General features: G+C 43.7%; 18 protein-coding genes. 2 read left to right on the top strand and 16 right to left on the bottom strand.

Annotation, left to right across the window (positions count from 1 at the left end):
- Positions 1 to 170 precede the first annotated feature (170 nt).
- The 8 genes from AB1K89_RS15095 to rpsF all read right to left on the bottom strand — a co-directional run bounded on the left by AB1K89_RS15095 (position 171) and on the right by rpsF (position 8,308).
- Complete coding sequence (locus tag AB1K89_RS15095; protein ID WP_413055536.1) at positions 171 to 1,634, bottom strand: peptidoglycan DD-metalloendopeptidase family protein; 1,464 nt, start codon at positions 1,632 to 1,634, stop codon at positions 171 to 173.
- Positions 1,635 to 1,903: 269 nt separating this feature from the next.
- Complete coding sequence (dnaB, locus tag AB1K89_RS15090) at positions 1,904 to 3,262, bottom strand: replicative DNA helicase (RefSeq protein ID WP_252504955.1); 1,359 nt, start codon at positions 3,260 to 3,262, stop codon at positions 1,904 to 1,906.
- A gap of 12 nt (positions 3,263 to 3,274) precedes the next feature.
- The gene (rplI, locus tag AB1K89_RS15085; RefSeq protein WP_252504956.1) at positions 3,275 to 3,721 is read right to left on the bottom strand and encodes a 50S ribosomal protein L9; all 447 of its coding nucleotides are present in this window, start codon (positions 3,719 to 3,721) and stop codon (positions 3,275 to 3,277) included.
- Between the two features lie 2 nt (positions 3,722 to 3,723).
- Positions 3,724 to 5,691, bottom strand: coding sequence for a DHH family phosphoesterase (locus AB1K89_RS15080; protein ID WP_413055535.1), 1,968 nt, complete (start codon positions 5,689 to 5,691; stop codon positions 3,724 to 3,726).
- A 12-nt stretch (positions 5,692 to 5,703) separates the two neighbouring features.
- The gene (locus AB1K89_RS15075; protein WP_413055534.1) at positions 5,704 to 6,645 is read right to left on the bottom strand and encodes a YybS family protein; all 942 of its coding nucleotides are present in this window, start codon (positions 6,643 to 6,645) and stop codon (positions 5,704 to 5,706) included.
- A gap of 517 nt (positions 6,646 to 7,162) precedes the next feature.
- A complete protein-coding gene (gene rpsR / locus AB1K89_RS15070) occupies positions 7,163 to 7,399 on the bottom strand; it encodes a 30S ribosomal protein S18 (RefSeq protein WP_413055533.1) in 237 nt (78 codons plus the stop codon).
- 41 nt (positions 7,400 to 7,440) lie between these two features.
- Complete coding sequence (ssb, locus tag AB1K89_RS15065; RefSeq protein ID WP_252504960.1) at positions 7,441 to 7,950, bottom strand: single-stranded DNA-binding protein; 510 nt, start codon at positions 7,948 to 7,950, stop codon at positions 7,441 to 7,443.
- A 70-nt stretch (positions 7,951 to 8,020) separates the two neighbouring features.
- Entirely contained in the window at positions 8,021 to 8,308 is a 288-nt protein-coding gene (gene rpsF, locus AB1K89_RS15060; RefSeq protein ID WP_252504961.1) for a 30S ribosomal protein S6, read from the bottom strand.
- A gap of 332 nt (positions 8,309 to 8,640) precedes the next feature.
- Between rpsF and AB1K89_RS15055 the strand changes: the two genes are divergently transcribed.
- Positions 8,641 to 9,201: a DUF3267 domain-containing protein gene (locus tag AB1K89_RS15055; RefSeq protein WP_413055532.1), complete on the top strand. Its 561-nt coding sequence runs from the start codon at positions 8,641 to 8,643 to the stop codon at positions 9,199 to 9,201.
- A gap of 45 nt (positions 9,202 to 9,246) precedes the next feature.
- On the opposite strand, the gene ychF is transcribed toward AB1K89_RS15055, so the two are convergent.
- From ychF to AB1K89_RS15040, 3 genes are all read right to left on the bottom strand, one after another.
- A complete protein-coding gene (gene ychF, locus AB1K89_RS15050; RefSeq protein ID WP_413055531.1) occupies positions 9,247 to 10,347 on the bottom strand; it encodes a redox-regulated ATPase YchF in 1,101 nt (366 codons plus the stop codon).
- A gap of 81 nt (positions 10,348 to 10,428) precedes the next feature.
- Positions 10,429 to 10,632, bottom strand: coding sequence for a DUF951 domain-containing protein (locus tag AB1K89_RS15045; RefSeq protein ID WP_413055530.1), 204 nt, complete (start codon positions 10,630 to 10,632; stop codon positions 10,429 to 10,431).
- A 21-nt stretch (positions 10,633 to 10,653) separates the two neighbouring features.
- Entirely contained in the window at positions 10,654 to 11,547 is an 894-nt protein-coding gene (locus tag AB1K89_RS15040) for a mechanosensitive ion channel family protein (RefSeq protein ID WP_413055529.1), read from the bottom strand.
- Positions 11,548 to 11,642: 95 nt separating this feature from the next.
- Between AB1K89_RS15040 and yyaC the strand changes: the two genes are divergently transcribed.
- Positions 11,643 to 12,221, top strand: coding sequence for a spore protease YyaC (gene yyaC / locus AB1K89_RS15035; RefSeq protein ID WP_413055528.1), 579 nt, complete (start codon positions 11,643 to 11,645; stop codon positions 12,219 to 12,221).
- Here the strand turns inward: yyaC and AB1K89_RS15030 are convergent.
- The 5 genes from AB1K89_RS15030 to rsmG form a co-directional block, all read right to left on the bottom strand.
- Positions 12,190 to 12,897, bottom strand: a complete 708-nt coding sequence (locus tag AB1K89_RS15030) for a DUF554 domain-containing protein (protein ID WP_413055527.1) — start codon at positions 12,895 to 12,897, stop codon at positions 12,190 to 12,192. The genes yyaC and AB1K89_RS15030 overlap by 32 nt on opposite strands.
- Before the next feature lie 63 nt (positions 12,898 to 12,960).
- Entirely contained in the window at positions 12,961 to 13,797 is an 837-nt protein-coding gene (locus AB1K89_RS15025; RefSeq protein ID WP_413055526.1) for a ParB/RepB/Spo0J family partition protein, read from the bottom strand.
- A complete protein-coding gene (locus AB1K89_RS15020; protein ID WP_252504968.1) occupies positions 13,790 to 14,551 on the bottom strand; it encodes a ParA family protein in 762 nt (253 codons plus the stop codon). The genes AB1K89_RS15025 and AB1K89_RS15020 overlap by 8 nt, the downstream gene beginning before the upstream one ends.
- A gap of 191 nt (positions 14,552 to 14,742) precedes the next feature.
- On the bottom strand, positions 14,743 to 15,603 hold the full coding sequence (noc, locus tag AB1K89_RS15015) for a nucleoid occlusion protein (RefSeq protein ID WP_413055525.1): 861 nt from the start codon (positions 15,601 to 15,603) through the stop codon (positions 14,743 to 14,745).
- A 434-nt stretch (positions 15,604 to 16,037) separates the two neighbouring features.
- Complete coding sequence (gene rsmG / locus AB1K89_RS15010) at positions 16,038 to 16,754, bottom strand: 16S rRNA (guanine(527)-N(7))-methyltransferase RsmG (RefSeq protein ID WP_413055524.1); 717 nt, start codon at positions 16,752 to 16,754, stop codon at positions 16,038 to 16,040.
- Positions 16,755 to 16,807 lie beyond the last annotated feature (53 nt).

The following is a 16,807-nucleotide window of genomic DNA, read 5'->3' as shown; positions in this document are numbered from 1 at the left end:
ATTATCTTTTACATTCATAGTCCGTGCTTAGCTTGCAACTTGCCTTCTTCGATTGTACGGCCTTTATTATACATTCTATTTCTTTAGCAAAAAACCTTCCAATCCAGACCTGTACAAAATTAGAAAAAGAGACGGCAACAGAATACTGTAGCGTCTCCATTCCTTACTCTTTATCTTAACACACTCAACGGATTGATATTGGAACCGTTCTTATATACTTCAAAATGAAGGTGCATGCCTGTAGAGCGTCCTGTGGAGCCCATGACACCTATCTTCGCTCCTTGAGGAACTGTTTGTCCCTCTTTGACATCGATGGATGCCAGATGGGCGTATAACGTCTTATACCCGTTGTTATGCGTTATGACGACTCGATTTCCATATGTTCCATGGTACCCGACATCCGTCACGACTCCATTGTCAGAAGCGAAAATCGACCTGGATGATGGACGTGCAATGTCAATGCCTTGGTGTACCCGGCCCCATCGTTTCCCCATTTTACTCGAAATGTATCCACCGTCTGCCGGCCACTTGAAGTTGCCTGTCCCACGTGAAGGAATCACCTTCGTTCCGACGACCGTCACTTCATGAACCGGCTCTTCCAGTACATGTTCCTCCGCTACAGATTTACCGATCACTTTCCCGTTCTTTTTGCGGATCAAATGCGTGACCGATTTCTTGCCATCAGTCCCTTTTTGTTTAATTCTCTTTTCACCTTTGAATTCTGATTCGTCTTTTTCGGTCAGTTTCTTAAATTGAATAGGGGCAATCTCTTTTGATTCGTAGTGAGCTTCCACTTCTACGTAAGGCTCAAGGACTGTGACGTTCAGCTCTTGGCCTATTCGAAGAATTGCATCCTCTGTAATCCCCGGATTGATTTCCATCAGTTTTGCTGTCGACATATTGTGTGCACTGGCGACTTTCCCTAATACGTCCCCTTGCTGGATAACGTATTTCTTCTCTTCCAATGTGCCTTTATTCAACAAGGTGATTGCTTCTTCCACGCTTCGGACCTTTTCAGGTGCCGTTTGTCCCTCGGCCGCCTGGATGTCAGCGCTGAATTGAATATCAGCAAGTCTAGTTTCATTTTCCTTCAACGGTGGTAAAGGTTCAGTAGTTTGTTGGCGGGCTTCGAATTCTGCAAGCTCCTGCTCGGTGACTGTTTGCAATGTAATCTCTTGGATCACTTTTTCAAAATCGGCCATATCTTTGACGTAGAGTGCTGTCTCTTCATCAATTTGGACACCGATCGCTTCCGCCTCCACGGTTAGCAAGCCTTGAAGTTTTCCAAGGACCTTTTCATCGTCTGTTCCGATTGAAAACACCCTTTCCGGCACGACAGACAACTTAGTCCCGATTGTCAATGGGAGATCTTCGTATTCGGAGGCCGCTTTCTTCAATTCTTCTTGTTTAAGCTGTTCGATCTTTTTTTCATCGGATAGCATCCCGACATATTCACTATCCGAGTAGACATGGTAGATTGTATGGATTGAGGAGTCTTCCACTTTTTCTAGTGAAAAACCGGAGCTCATGCCGATACCTGCAAAGAATACCGTAATGATGCCGACCTTTTGAAATTTTTTATATAGGGTACTTCTATTCTGTTCTATCCTCGTTTTTTGTTTCTTGCAAAACATCGTTTAATACTCCTTCCGACTGGCAACTGCTACAAGAGGCCTATCATACTGAAAGATTTTTCACGCCCCTTCAATTTATCATATCAACTAACTTGCTTGTTATTTTACGTCCATTTGTAATGAACTTGTAGTATTGCAACCAATTATTCCTTATTAACTTCCATATGTTAGTTATAAATGAGGGGAATTCCAGCCGTGAAAATAGTCTTATATATGGAGAAAGCCTTGATAAACCCGTTTGACAGGTGAATCAAGGCTTTTCCATATTATTATTGATAGGATGGAGCTTCGTGTTGGCTCCAGTCGATGTTGAGGAACTTATTGAACTCCTTGGCGAAAGCTAGAGTGACGGTACCAGTTGGGCCGTTCCGCTGCTTCGCTATGATGATTTCAATCATATTCTGATTCTCTGTTTCTTTATCATAGTAATCTTCCCGATAAAGGAAAGAAACGATATCCGCGTCTTGCTCGATACTTCCCGATTCCCTCAAGTCGGACATCATCGGACGCTTGTCTTGACGTTGCTCTACGCCACGGGAAAGCTGGGAGAGCGCGATGACCGGAATTTTCAATTCCCGAGCGAGCGCTTTTAAGGAACGGGATATTTCGGAAACTTCCTGCTGACGGTTCTCGCCCGAACGGCCGCTTCCCATGATGAGCTGCAAATAATCGATCATAATCATGCCTAAACCATGCTCTTGCTGGAGTCGTCGACACTTGGAGCGGATTTCATTAATCCGGATGCCCGGGGAGTCGTCAATGAAGATCCCGGCGTTGGAAAGGCTCCCCATCGCCATCGTCAATTTCCGCCAATCCTCTGCTTCCAAGTTCCCTGTACGCATCACTTGCGCGTCAATATTCCCTTCCGCACAAAGCATACGCATGACGAGTTGTTCCGCACCCATCTCCAAACTAAAAATCGCAACGTTTTCATCCGTCTTCGTCGCCACGTTTTGAGCCACGTTCAAGGCAAACGCCGTTTTACCGACGGAAGGCCGGGCGGCAACGATGATCAGGTCATTCCGCTGAAAACCGGCCGTTATCTTGTCAAGATCTCGGAATCCGGTCGGAATGCCAGTCACTTCTCCTTTTCTTGTATGAAGAAGTTCGATATTGTCGTATGTTTCCACAAGGACATCTTTAATGTGCTTGAAATCGCCGGCATTTTTCCGGTTGGAAACTTCCATGATCCTTTTTTCAGCTTCGGAAAGGACCGCTTCAACTTCATCCTCTTTTGTGAAACCTTCCTCGACGATATTGGTCGCCACTCGGATGAGCCGTCTCAGGATGGATTTCTCTTCGACAATCTTGGCATAATACTCGATATTCGCCGCCGTCGGTACGGCATTTGCAATTTCGGTCAAATATGAAATGCCGCCGACATCTTCCAATTCCTTTTTGGCGGAAAGCTCTTCAGTAACCGTGACGACGTCAATCGCTTGTCCTTTGTCGCTCAGGATTAGCATCGTGTCAAAGATCTTCTCGTGCGCAGTTTTATAAAAGTCATCCGGGCGAAGAATTTCCGAAGCCGTGATCAGCGCTTCCGGTTGCAGGAAGACCGCACCAATGACGGATTGCTCAGCTTCGTTGTTATGCGGGGGAACGCGATCATACATCTGGTCCATCATTATCGCTCCCTATCATTCTTCGGTTACATGGACTTTAAGCGTAGCGGTAACTTCCGGGTGCAGTTTGATCGGCACATTTGTATAGCCGAGAGCCCGTATTGCATCAGGCAGTTCCATCTTACGGCGATCCACTTTGATTTTATGATTTTTCTCGAGAGCGTCAGCAATTTGCTTCGTTGTGATCGAACCGAAGAGACGTCCACCTTCTCCGGATTTCGCTTTCATTTCCACAGTCGTCTCATCGATGAGTTCTTTCAGCTTCTTTGCTTCAGCCAGTTCCGCCGCCGCGTCTTTTTCGGCACGCTTCTTCTGACCTTCAAGCTGGCTTAAGTTTGCAGGTGTAGCTTCAATAGCCAATTTATTTTTCAACAGGTAGTTTTGCGCATAGCCGACAGATACTTCTTTCACTTCGCCTTTTTTACCTTTGCCTTTAACGTCTTTCAAAAAAATAACTTTCATCGTCATTTTCCCCCTTCATTTTTATCTTCTATAGCGGATTTCAATAAATGCTCCGCTTCTTCTATCGTTTCCACTTCAAGCTGGCAAGCGGCATTCGTCAAATGCCCGCCACCGCCAAGCTCCTCCATGACGAGCTGTACATTGAGCTCTCCAAGGGATCTTGCACTGATGCCGATTTTCCCGTCCGAACGGGAAGCGATGACGAACGAGGCGATGACCCCTTGCATCGTCAGGAGAATATCTGCTGTCTGTGCAATCAGAACTGAACTATAGACGGTGCCTTCCTCCCCTTTCGCAATCGCAATGCCAGAAGAAGTAAGCTCCACCGTTTCAATCAGTTTGGACCGCTGAATATATGTCCCGATATCTTCCTTCAGCAATCGCTGTACAAGCACTGTGTCGGCGCCGTTTGTCCGTAAATAGGAGGCCGCCTCGAAGGTTCTTGAACCCGTCCGCAGCGTAAAGCTTTTCGTATCGACGACAATCCCTGCAAGCAACGCAGTTGATTCGAGCATCGTCAGCTTTTCATGCTTAGGCTGATATTCCACCAGCTCTGTCACTAGCTCGGCTGTCGACGAAGCGTACGGTTCCATATAGACGAGCATTGTATTATTAATGAATTCCTCGCCTCTTCGATGATGGTCTATGACGACGACCTTTTCGGCCTTATCAATCAATCGCTCATCGATGACCATACTCGGTTTATGCGTATCGACGATGACAAGAAGGGATTTCTCTGTCAGCATCGACAACGCGGTTTCCGGATCGACAAATTGGGCAAACAACTCTTCGTCCTTTTTAATTTCTTCCATCAGGCGGGTCACGCTGCCATCCAGCTCGTCAAAGTTAATGACAACGTGGCCTTCCACGTTATTCATTCTTGCCATCTTCCGAACACCGATGGATGCTCCAATTGCGTCCATGTCGGGCATTCTGTGGCCCATGATAACCACTTTATCGCTGCCTTGGATCAAATCGCGTAAAGCGTGTGAAATGACCCTGGCACGGACACGGGTCCTCTTTTCCACTGGATTTGTCTTGCCTCCGAAAAATTTGAGTTTGCCATCCTTATGTTTAATGGCGACCTGATCGCCTCCGCGACCGAGTACGAGATCCAGACTGGATTGTGCCAGCTCTCCAAGCTCTGTCAGCGAGGCGGAGCCAGTTCCAACACCGATGCTAAGCGTCAAGCTTGCATTGTGCTTAGCGGTCTTTTCCCGTATATCATCCAATATCGAAAACTTCGCCGTTTCCAACTTGGACAGGATCGCTTCATTGAAAACCGCTAAAAAACGATCGGATGCAATCCTTTTTACAAAGATGCCGTTATCCAATGCCCACTGATTCACTAATGATGTGACGAGCGAGTTGAGATTGCTCCTCGTTTGGTCATCCATCGTCTGGGCAAGCTCGTCGTAATTGTCGATAAGCATGACTCCGAGCACTGTCCGATCTTGATAATAGAGAGATTCGATCTCCACTTTTTCAGTGATGTCGAATAAATAGATCAGTTTTTCCTCAGCCCTGTAAATGACTTGATAAGTTGAACCGCCGACCTTTAATGTCGTTTTCTGTCCTTCATTTTTAATAACGGATTGAAATGCTTCGGATAGCTGGAACAATTCCTCTCCAATAAGCGTCTCTTTATCAAAGATATTGACGGCATACGGGTTCGCCCATTCGATAATCTGTTTTTCATTAAAAAGGATAATGGCGATCGGCAGCTCGAGCAGCGCCTCTTCTCCAACCTTTTTCATGCGATAGGAAAGAGATTCGATATGCTTTTCCGTCTCAACATACGTCTGCTCTTCAAGCTTCCAGGCGATGCCTGTTGCTATCGTGAAAGGGATCGTAAATAAAAGGCCCTCCCAGAAATTCGATAGGAATAAAAGGACGGCCGCTATCAATCCAAGGAGAGATATGACAGTCAGTGGGTATCGGATAACTCTTCTTCTAAAAATTGACCTCATTGTCTCATCCCCTTACTTCAAGTTGTCTTTTCGGATCCAAGCACGGATATTCACGCCTATATCAAGTATGCCAAGAAGTGTGGTTATTGGACTGAAAAGCAATGCGAAAATCGTGGAAAGGACCGTGACAATAACCGGTAATTTCATTTTGTACATAAAGTAGTGAATCAATGCGAGCCCTTGCAATAGCAGGAGGAATCGTAAAATGATTGTCGCATTGACATATAGCAAGTAAGCCGAAGACTCCGGTTTCAAGTCCGTAATCCATGGAAGTAGAATAATGAGCCCATAGATGAAGATGGTTATGACAGGCAGCTTCATCTCCCTGAATGGTGGAAACGTAGGCACTTGATGGCCCAGTCTACGGAGCACCTCGAAATTGGGGATTACCATAATGAATGTAAAACCATATACCGCCATGATGAACATAGCCGGAATTGCAGACCGGTACATAGTGAACGCTTCTTCCACTATCTTTTCGTAGTTCCCCGGCAATGCTCCCAAGCTTTCGAGCGACGCCTTAAATTGGGTCTCCGCCTCTTTCATCATCGTCATCAGACTATCGATTGCATTGACTTCGAAAACAATCGCGGCTATAAGATAAACCAATACGCCTGTCACGATGAAGAAGAGTCCCGTTGCCATGAATGTGTACAGCTTTGATTTGCCCAAAAGCACCGATTCAGCAACGAGGAAGGCGAGCACCCCGAACATCAATGCAAAAGGAATCAACAAGATGCCTCCAACGATAAGGGACAAAATACTGCCGCCAATGACAACGAAAATCGTCGAGCTCCTGTCGTAGCGCAGCCGATAAAGTATGATTGGCAATGGGATGAAAATCATTATGATACTTCCGAGGAAAGGGACATAAACGGCCCCTGCCAGAAGTATCGTGAACAATGCGAGCATCATCGCACCGTATGTTATTTTTTGTGATTGGTCCTGCATCATTCAGTTCCTCCGTCCAGTCAATGGACTTAATATTGTCTATCTCCTCAAACAAGTGAGTTCTTATAATTGTATCATGATTACTGCCGATTAACCAAAGGACAGTATGGACTCTCACCTTTGGACTTTTTATATGCATATCGGTATTTCGATAGCACTGGCAACCTTCCTTGAGCAAAAACGCATAAATTCTTATAAATGCGCATAAACGTCCCTAAAAGCGCATATTTCCCAGGAAACGCTCATAACTGTCTATAAAAAAGCATAAATCGATTTATTCACGCATAACGAACGTTCTCACCTGGATAGGCTTGTTGATTGTCAACGGCATTGGGCGCGAGTTTGTTAGGCTTGGAAACGGTACCCGTTCCGCACTCATAAGACGTGCTGTTAGCCAGGAATGTATTTGAATAACCATCGTGACCAATGCATTTGACAACTATTCATATGTTGTTATAAATTCAAAAAACCGCCTTGGGACCGGGGATGCCGGTATCACAAGGCGGTTAAAAAAGTATAATTATCTTTCTTCCGAAACGAACGGAAGAAGTGCCATGATACGTGAACGTTTAATAGCAGTCGTTAATTTACGCTGATATTTCGCGCTTGTACCAGTTACACGGCGAGGTAAGATCTTTCCACGTTCAGAAACAAATTTCTTAAGTAGATCAGTATCTTTGTAATCGATATTTGTAATGTTGTTCGATGTAAAATAGCAGACTTTACGACGTCTGCGACCTCCACGGCGTGGTGCCATATCGCTTTCCCTCCTTACTTTACGTTACAGACAATCATTCATCAGAACGGCAGATCGTCATCCGATACTTCGATCGGACCGCTGCTCGTACCGAATGGATCATTGTCAGTACGTGTATAGTTTTGTTGAGCTGGTTGTTGATATTGCTGGTTCGGCTGCTGATTCTGATAATACGGTTGTTCGTTCTGTGGTGCTCCACCATAAGCAGCTCCGGATCTCTCAGCATTTGCACTGCGCGGTTCAAGGAATTGCACGCTGTCTGCTACGACTTCTGTCATGAAGACACGCTTGCCATCTTGTCCATCGAAGCTGCTCGTTTGGATACGGCCTTCGATTCCAGCAAGACTTCCTTTACGTAAAAAGTTCGCAGTGTTTTCCGCCTGCTTCCTCCAAGTGACACAGTTGATGAAATCAGCTTCACGCTCGCCCGATTGGCTCGAGAATGTCCGATTCACCGCTAGCGTAAAGCGTGTTACCGCAATTCCGCTCTGTGTGTACTTGAGTTCAGGATCTTTTGTCAATCGGCCAACTAAAACGACACGGTTAATCATCAGAATGCAACCTCCCTCATCATTTTCAAGTTTCACCTATTAACGGTAGTGCATTTCGTTCTTATATGGATTAGTTGTCCAGACGAACAGCCATATGACGAATGATATCTTCGTTGATGTTCGCAAGACGATTGAATTCATCGATAGCTTCTGTACCTGCGTTTAGTGTTACCAATTGGTAGTAGCCTTCACGCAAGTCGTCGATTTCGTAAGCAAGACGACGCTTGCCCCACTCTTTCGACTCGATGATTTCCGCTCCGTTTGAAGTTAGGATGTCATCGAAACGAGTGATCAATGCTTTTTTTGCTTCATCTTCTACTGTTGGACGGATGATGTACATGATTTCGTACTTTCTCATCTTTAGTCACCTCCTTATGGACTTTGGCCCACTTGTTACGGCGGGCAAGGAGTAAGTAATTTTTATTACTCACATCATCATATTTTAACATGATGTCTTCGAACAATCAACTAATAAATATGAATAAGCATGAGCAGTTGCTTTCCGTTCCAGCGCTCGCTTTCCGCGGGCGTCGCCTCAGCCTCCTCGTTCGCTCATTCTTCGCTACCTGCGGGGTCTTCGACTGACGCTTTTCCCGCAGGAGTCTCGCGCTTCCACTCCAAGCTACTTCAGCTTATTAAATGGCAGTAAAGCAATATAAATTGTGTATAATTAATAGAAGGGGTGATTAGATGGAGGATTCTACTCAACCGGATAAGATAATTGAGATTGATTTACCGAAGGTGGCTAAGAGTGGTTTGTGGGTAACATTTTTGACGCTCATTGGATTGCTAGTTGTAGATGGTCTTATTTATCAGGAACTATCTTTCACATTCACCATTTTGAATGTTCTGTTTTTTGTTGGTGGATATGTACTTTTGATTATTCTTCATGAGCTTTTTCATCTGCTCGGTTTCAGGATGTTCGGTAAGGTGCCTTGGAAGAGCATGATTATTGGAATGAATCTCAAGTTGGGTATTGCTTATGCAACGACTGATCGCCTAATGACGAACAAGGCGATCCGGAAAGCGTTATTGCTTCCTTTTTGGACGACTGGCGTAGTACCCGCGATTATTGGACTAGTTACGAGTAATGGTATCTGGCTTGGGCTAGCCGCTTTTCTGATTGGCGGTGCTGCTGGTGACTTTGCGATGTATAAGGAGTTGCGTAAACTTCCGGATGATTGGCTTGTAAAAGACGATCCCGAGAAGCCGAAGCTATACTTATTTGAGCCAGGACGCAATATACAGTAAAACAACCGGAAAAGGATGTCCCTTCTCCGGTTGTTTTTCATTTATTTACACGTTAAATCTAAACAACATGACGTCCCCGTCTTGGACGACGTATTCTTTTCCTTCTAGACGGACTTTGCCTGCTTCTTTGGCAGCTGCCATTGATCCGGCTTCTACTAGCGCATCATAAGAAACAGTTTCTGCACGGATGAAACCACGTTCGAAGTCGGTATGGATAACGCCTGCACATTGTGGCGCTTTCATCCCTTTACGGAATGTCCATGCTCGGACCTCTTGAACGCCTGCCGTGAAATATGTGGCAAGGCCTAATAGATGATAAGAAGCTTTGATGAGTTGATCGAGACCAGATTCCTTTATCCCTAATTCTTCAAGGAACATTGCCTTCTCTTCATCATCCAATTCAGCCATTTCTTCCTCAACTTTTGCACTTACGACGATCACTTCCGCATTATCCTTCTTGGCGAATTCGCGGACCATTTTGACATAATCGTTCTCTTCTGCATCGGCAATTTCATCTTCCGAAACGTTTGCGACGTAAAGCATCGGCTTGATTGTCAACAGATGCATCCCTTTGATGAGCTGGAATTCTTCCGGTGTCAATTCGACGGAGCGGGCAGACTCTCCATTTTCGAAAGCTTCCTTCAGCTTTAGCAAGACCGGCTCCTCAGCCATGGAATCCTTATCTTTTTGCTTCGCCATTTTCGATACGCGTGTCAAACGCTTGTCCACGCTCTCCATATCAGCAAGGATCAGTTCCAAGTTAATGACTTCAATATCGTCAATTGGATTCACTTTCCCTGATACATGAGTAATATTTTCATCGTCAAAACAACGTACGACTTGGCAAATCGCATCTACTTCGCGGATATGGGAGAGGAACTTATTTCCTAGCCCTTCCCCTTTACTCGCCCCTTCAACAATCCCTGCAATATCTGTAAATTCAAAAGCTGTCGGCACTGTCTTTTTGGGTACGACAAGCTCAGTTAATTTCTGAAGCCGTTCATCCGGAACTTCTACGATTCCGACGTTTGGATCGATTGTACAGAACGGATAGTTGGCAGCCTCTGCTCCCGCCTTCGTTATTGCGTTGAATAGAGTCGACTTCCCGACGTTCGGTAGACCGACGATTCCTGCTGTTAACGCCATTTATTTCCCAACCTTTCATATAGGTCAATTTCATAATCATCTTTGCAACTCTTCTATTATAAGAATAGTTGACGTTCCTGTCTAATTTTGTTCTGAATCCGCTTTGACGAGAACTTTCTTCATCTTCTTTGCAAATTCATTCCGTGGAATCATTACACTATGGCCGCACCCTTCGCATTTTATCCTAATGTCAGCGCCCATCCGAATGATTTTCCATGCATTTGTTCCGCACGGATGCGATTTTTTCATTTCCACGACATCGTTCAAATGAAACTCTTTCTCCACCGTCCATCTCTCCTTGTTCATTTATTGGTTATTAAATGACTTTGAAACAAGTATAGGATATGGAATCTCGATTCCTTCCTGATCCAAATGTTTTTTTATCCCCACGCTAATATTCCTTGCAATGTCATAATGACGCATCGGCTTCGTTTCCACGATGATCCGTTCAATGACGGAGTCTTCCGTGAAGTCATGGGCACCGATCAATTTCGGCTTTCCTAGAAGATCGGGGTTGTCCTTGCTCATCGAATCCAAAAATGCATCGATCAACTTTTCAACTTTCTCAATGCCGAGTTCGAATGGAATGGCGACATCGACAATCGCCAAAGAATTTTTTAAAGAATAATTGACGACTTGCGTGATAGTACCATTCGGTAAAATGAAAAGCTCTCCGGTGAAGTTTTTAATTTTCGTTGTCCGTAAACCGATTTCTTCTACCTTACCTTCGGCAGTTCCAATTTTGACGTAATCTCCGACTGAAAATTGGTCTTCGAAAAGGATGAAGAATCCAGAAATGACGTCCTTCACGAGGCTTTGCGCTCCGAAACCGACAGCGAGGCCTAGTACCCCCGCTCCCGCTAGAAGCCCTTTCACGTCGATATTAAACTCCTGCAGGATGGATAGAATTGCTGAAAAATAGATGACATAGCTGAGCGTGTTCTCGAGCAGCTTGAGTAAAGTCTGTTCTCGCCGCTCTTCTTTTCGAATCGGACCCTTTAATTTGATTTTGAAGATCTTTCGAATAATATACTTGCCGACTTGTACGACAATAATTGAGATTGCGATGATAATGGCAATCCTTACGGCAAGAATTCCGAAATCGATCCATGTTTGTTCTGAGAAGATGAATCTGCCGATTTTTTCGGTTTCTTCATTTAGGAGCACTTCTTTAATACCTTCTGTTTGCTTATTCGTCATCCGCATCATGCCTTTCCGTATAAATCCTCATGAAGCCGCGTATACTGCTACACAATCAATTCATTGTGGACTATTAATTAGAATGGAGTTTTGTCATGCATTCAGCACTTTCCACTAATTATGATTACCGTCTTCATTATAATGAAACAGGTGCTGTTTGGAAGCTCAGCACATATTTTCTTGAACAAATCCCCTTTCATGAGGAGTCTTTAACCTTCTTTTGCATTGGAACTGACCGATCCACTGGTGACGCATTAGGACCGTTAACCGGTTCGCATTTAGCTGAATCTTTATTGTTTCCTTTTCATGTCGTCGGGACATTGGAAAAGCCATTGCATGCCCTTAATCTACAACAACGATTAGATGAACGGCTAGCATTGGACCCATCCTCCTTCATCGTCGCGATCGATGCATGCTTAGGAAGAAGCGATTCAATTGGCCACTTGCTGTTCCATCGTGGACCGCTCTATCCCGGTAAAGCGGTTGGAAAAGAATTGCCCCCTGTCGGTGATTTGTCCATCAAAGGGGTCGTCAATATTTCGGGTTTCATGGAACAAGCCGTCCTGCAAAGCACTCGGCTGCATCTTCCTTTTGAAATGAGCCGAGTCATTTCCCGCTCCCTTCAATTAGCTTATGGAAGATTTAAAACAGGAAATGAACGATTGTTACAATAATACCGACGACAAAGATTCCCGGGATGAGGTTCGCCACTCGGATTTTCGTAATGCCGATCAGGTTCAATCCGATTCCGACGATCATTAAGCCGCCCGTCGCAGTCATTTCTGAAATGAAAAATTGCAATAGCTCATCTGGCACGAAGCGGCTAATTTGCGTCGAAAATAACGTAATGAGACCTTGGTAAAGAAAAACAGGGACCGCAGAGATTATGACGCCAATGCCAAGCGTGGAACTAAGGATGACAGATGTGAATCCATCGATGATCCCCTTCATGATCAACACGTCATGGTCATTCCGCAAGCCGCTGTCTATCGCTCCGATAATGGCCATTGAGCCGACTACGAAGATGAGTGTTGCTGTGACAAATCCTTGCGCGATGCCAGGTCCTTCTTTTTTCGAAGGGAGTTTCCGCTCAATCCAATTTCCCAATTCATTAATTTTGTTGTCCAGGTCCATCCATTCCCCAATGATTGCTCCTATGACGATGCTAATGATCACAATCAATATTTGCGTGCTTTCGAATGTCATTTGGATACCGATTGCCGCAACTGCTAATCCGATTCCATACATAACGGTCTCTTTCATCCGTTCTGGGATGTTATATAAGAAACGGCCAAGTAGAGCCCCTATTATTATTAACAAGGCATTGATAATCGAACCAAGTAATATCATCGTTTTTCACTTCCATTTGCTAAAAATAATACCTATTTTGCGTAGAGCAAAATAGGTACAGGCTTATTCATTCAATAGATCTAGGATTCTTTCAAGATCCTCTTCTGTGAAAAACTCAATCTCAATTTTACCTTTGTTCTTCGATTTCTTTATCGTTACATTTGTACCGAAATATTCCCTCAAATGCGACTCTTGCTCTTCCAGGAAGATGTTTTTCTTTTCTGGCTTTGTTTCACGTGGAACACTTTCATTTAATCTGTGAACCAGCTTCTCCAATTGACGGACGTTCAAACCTTCATTGATTGTCTTTTCGGCAATCAACAAAATTTGTTCCTTCTTTCGAAGACCGAGCAAAGTACGTCCATGTCCCATTGAGAGTTTGCCCTCTGTTATCAAAGTGCGGACTTTTTCAGGCAAGCTGAGTAGTCGGATATGGTTTGCTATATGAGGACGACTTTTCCCTAATCTAAATGCGAGTTGTTCCTGCGTCAGACTTAGATTATCCATAAGCTTTTGATAAGCTTCTGCTTCCTCGATCGGCGTCAAATCTTCACGTTGTAAGTTTTCAAGAATCGCCATTTCCATCGATTCTTCATCTGTCAATTGACGGACGACTGCTGGAATCTCAGCTAATCCTGCCATTTTGGCAGCTCTGAAACGTCTTTCCCCAACTACAATTTCATACATCGTCCCTACTTTCCGGACTATGATTGGCTGTAAGATTCCATGCTCTTTAATCGACTCACTTAATTCTTGGATTGCATTCTCGTCAAATATCTTCCTGGGCTGATACGGATTCACTTTAATGCTTTTCAACCGAATATTCTCGATTGACTCTGCTTTCGTTAAAGACTCATCTGGAAATAAAGCGTTCAATCCTTTTCCAAGACCTTTAGCCATTGTGCACCACTTCCTTTGCCAGCTCTAAATATACTTCTGCGCCTCTCGATCTTGAATCATAAATGATGATCGGTTCTCCATGGCTTGGCGCTTCACTCAGACGTACATTTCGTGGAATGATCGTACCGTACACTTTATCTTGAAAATACTTCTTCACTTCATCAATAACTTGAATCCCTAAGTTTGTTCTCGCATCGAACATTGTTAATAACACGCCATCAATTGTCAGGCCTTCATTTAAATGCTTTTGGACGAGCCTGATTGTACTTAATAATTGGCTTAGCCCTTCCAATGCGTAATACTCACACTGAACTGGTATGATGACCGAATCTGCAGCGGTCAATGAGTTGATTGTCAATAACCCTAAAGATGGCGGGCAATCGATGATAATATAATCATACAATTCCTTTGCCTCTTGGATCGCGTGTTTCATCCGTACTTCTCTAGAAATGGTTGAAACCAATTCAATTTCCGCACCTGCCAATGAAATAGTCGCCGGTACGATAGACAAGTTTTCCATCTTCGTCTGGTGGACGACTTCATTTATGTTAACGTCATCGATTAACATATCGTATATGCATTGATGCACGTCACCTTTATTGACCCCTACTCCACTCGTTGCATTCCCTTGTGGATCGGCATCTATTAACAAGACCTTTTTGCCGATATGTGCAAGGCAAGCACTAAGATTTACCGAAGTGGTTGTCTTACCAACTCCTCCTTTTTGATTGGCAATGGCTATAATTTTACCCACACTTGCACCTGCTTTCTCACTCATCTATCAAAAAGCTATCTTTAATAATGAATAGATTCATTCTATTTCGTTCACTCTTTACTAGTTTATCAAAAAAACGTTGGCCGTGGTAATGTATAGCGCAAAAAAACTCCTGCTTCAGTCAAGCAAGAGTCATCTCGCACATCTTACGAGAATACTATGTTGTTTTACTATTTCTTTTTCGGTATTTTAACTGTGATTGTATAAAAGTCCTCTGTATCTTCTTCTTCTGTTTTCACATTGATGCCGCTTTTCGTAACAAGCGCCAGTGATTGTCGAATCGTATTCAGTGCAATTCTGACATCTTTGCTGACCGATTTCCTCTTAACGACTTTCTTTTTTTCCTTCTCTTCTTCAACGGGGTTTAACGCTTGTTGAATTCGTTCTTCCAATTGCTTTACATTGAGTTGCTCGTCAATCGCCTCTCGGAATAGCATATGCTGCAATTCAACATCCTTCACGGAAATCAAAGCCCTCGCATGTCTTTCGGATATTTCCTTCGTAAGGATGCTGTTCTTGATTTCTTCCGGAAGTTTCAATAAACGCAGCTTATTGGCAACGGTTGATTGCCCTTTCCCAAGCCGTTGCGCTAGGGCTTCTTGGGTTAAACCATGCAACTCCAATAACTTTTCATAAGCGTATGCTTCCTCGATTGCCGTTAATTCTTCACGCTGCAAGTTTTCAATCAATGCAATGGACGCTGTTTCTTTATCATCGAGATCACGAATAATGGCTGGGACTTCTTCCCAACCTAGTTTTTTCATTGCGCGAAATCTTCGTTCACCTGCAATGATTTCATATCCATCGTCACTTTTTCTAATGACAATCGGTTGAATCACACCATGTGTATGAATTGTGCGCGCAAGCTCTTCAATTTTCTCTTCAGAAAAAATGGTTCGAGGTTGATATTTATTCGGTTTAATTAAATCAATCTTTACTTTATCGACTTTCTCTTGTGGAGTTTTATCTATGTTCTGTAAATCAGGTTCTTTTTCTCCACTACCAAAAAACCGTGAAAACGTGTTTTTCATCGCCGGCACCCACCTTTACAAAACTGCTCATCATTAATAGCTATTTCGTCATATCTATTATATATCCTCTTTATTACTTATTAAAGAGTAGAATTGTATTAGATTCAATACTATATAAATTATAACAATGAATCCAATTTATAAGACCGTTTCTTTCCGTTTCAGCACTCGCTTTCCTCGGGCGTTGCCTCAGTCTCCTCGCCTCTTCGCAGCTGCGGGGTCTTCGACTAACGCTTTTCCTGAAGGAGTCTCGTGCTTGCACTTCTAGCAACTATTACTTCTAAAATAGTAGGTAAAGAAATAATTTAGTATAACTAGTTTCTGTATAAAGAAATAGTATAAAGACAGGCGCTATAATTTTAGCAAGCGCCTGTTCTTCATTTTTATTTGGATAAGAATTCACTGACAAGTAGGAAATGTTTCACGTGAAACATTTATTTGATTGGCGTTTTATTCGGGATGCCTGGCTTTCGAGGGTATTTCTTAGGTGTTTTTTTGACTTTGTTCAAGATGAATATGTTTCTTTCACTTTCCTCCATTGGCAAATTGAAAGAAAACTTCTCGACGAGTTCCGCTCCCAGCACGTGGATTGCTTTTTTGGCATCTTGTAATTCTTCTTCCGCAGCTGCACCTTTCATGGAAATGAAAATCCCGCCCTCTTTCACAAGGGGTAGACATAGTTCTGAAAGGACAGATAAACGGGCAACTGCACGGGCCGTGACGATATCAAATTGTTCACGGTATTTCGGATTTTGTCCGAAATCTTCGGCTCTTGAATGGATAAACCTTACGTTTTCCAGTTCGAGTTCCTTAGCAAGCTCAGTCAAAAATGTGATTCTTTTGTTTAAAGAATCAACGATTGTTACGGCTAAATCCGGGAAGCATATTTTTAAAGGGATGCTCGGAAATCCTGCTCCTGCACCGACATCGCAAATGGATTTACTTCCGGTCAAATCTGTGTAGAATGCGGCGGTAATGGAATCGTAAAAGTGTTTTAGATAAACAGACGGTGCATCCGTTATCGCTGTTAAATTCATTTTTTCATTCCACTCAACTAACGTGTGGAAGTATTTGTTAAATTGACTAAGCTGATGATCGGAGAGGCTTATCCCCTGCTCTTTCAACGCTTCTATAAATTGTTCTTCGTTCACTCGGATCCTCCTTCTAAAAAAAGACTGATGCGGACTTATCCCACATCAGTCAC

The organism is Sporosarcina pasadenensis (assembly GCF_047228845.1).
GTDB lineage: Bacteria > Bacillota > Bacilli > Bacillales_A > Planococcaceae > Sporosarcina.
The sequence above is the reverse complement of the archived record's forward strand: the minus strand, read 5'-3'. Positions and strand labels throughout refer to the sequence as shown.